The organism is Psychromonas arctica, from assembly GCF_038155225.1.
Lineage (GTDB): Bacteria > Pseudomonadota > Gammaproteobacteria > Enterobacterales > Psychromonadaceae > Psychromonas > Psychromonas arctica_B.
This window is the reverse complement of sequence record NZ_JBAKBA010000204.1, coordinates 1-233: the sequence shown is the minus strand read 5'-3', so window position 1 is coordinate 233 and position 233 is coordinate 1. Positions and strand designations below refer to the sequence as shown.

Sequence of the window (233 nt, the reverse complement as noted above, 5' to 3'; positions counted from 1 at the left end):
TAAACGGGGTAAATAATGTTATATTAAATACTCAGCGGCGTAATATGCGATAACTTCATATTCAATAGCTGTATCTTAAATCGCACCTCTTACTGCTAAGCGGTAACCCGAGTTAGCATATTCAATTTTAGGCCATAAAAATCCGGGCGTAGCAGACACCATAATCCCACTGGCAAGGCGAATGCCTTGATGGTTGTTGGTCACTGCGGGTTCATTACCCGTTGTAGCAATAA

General features: G+C 41.6%; 1 pseudogene. It reads right to left on the bottom strand.

Going from position 1 to position 233, the window contains the following annotated elements:
- Positions 1–78: 78 nt before the first annotated feature.
- Positions 79–233: pseudogene (locus tag V6255_RS18305) on the bottom strand (ribosome biogenesis GTPase YlqF); the annotation flags it as partial.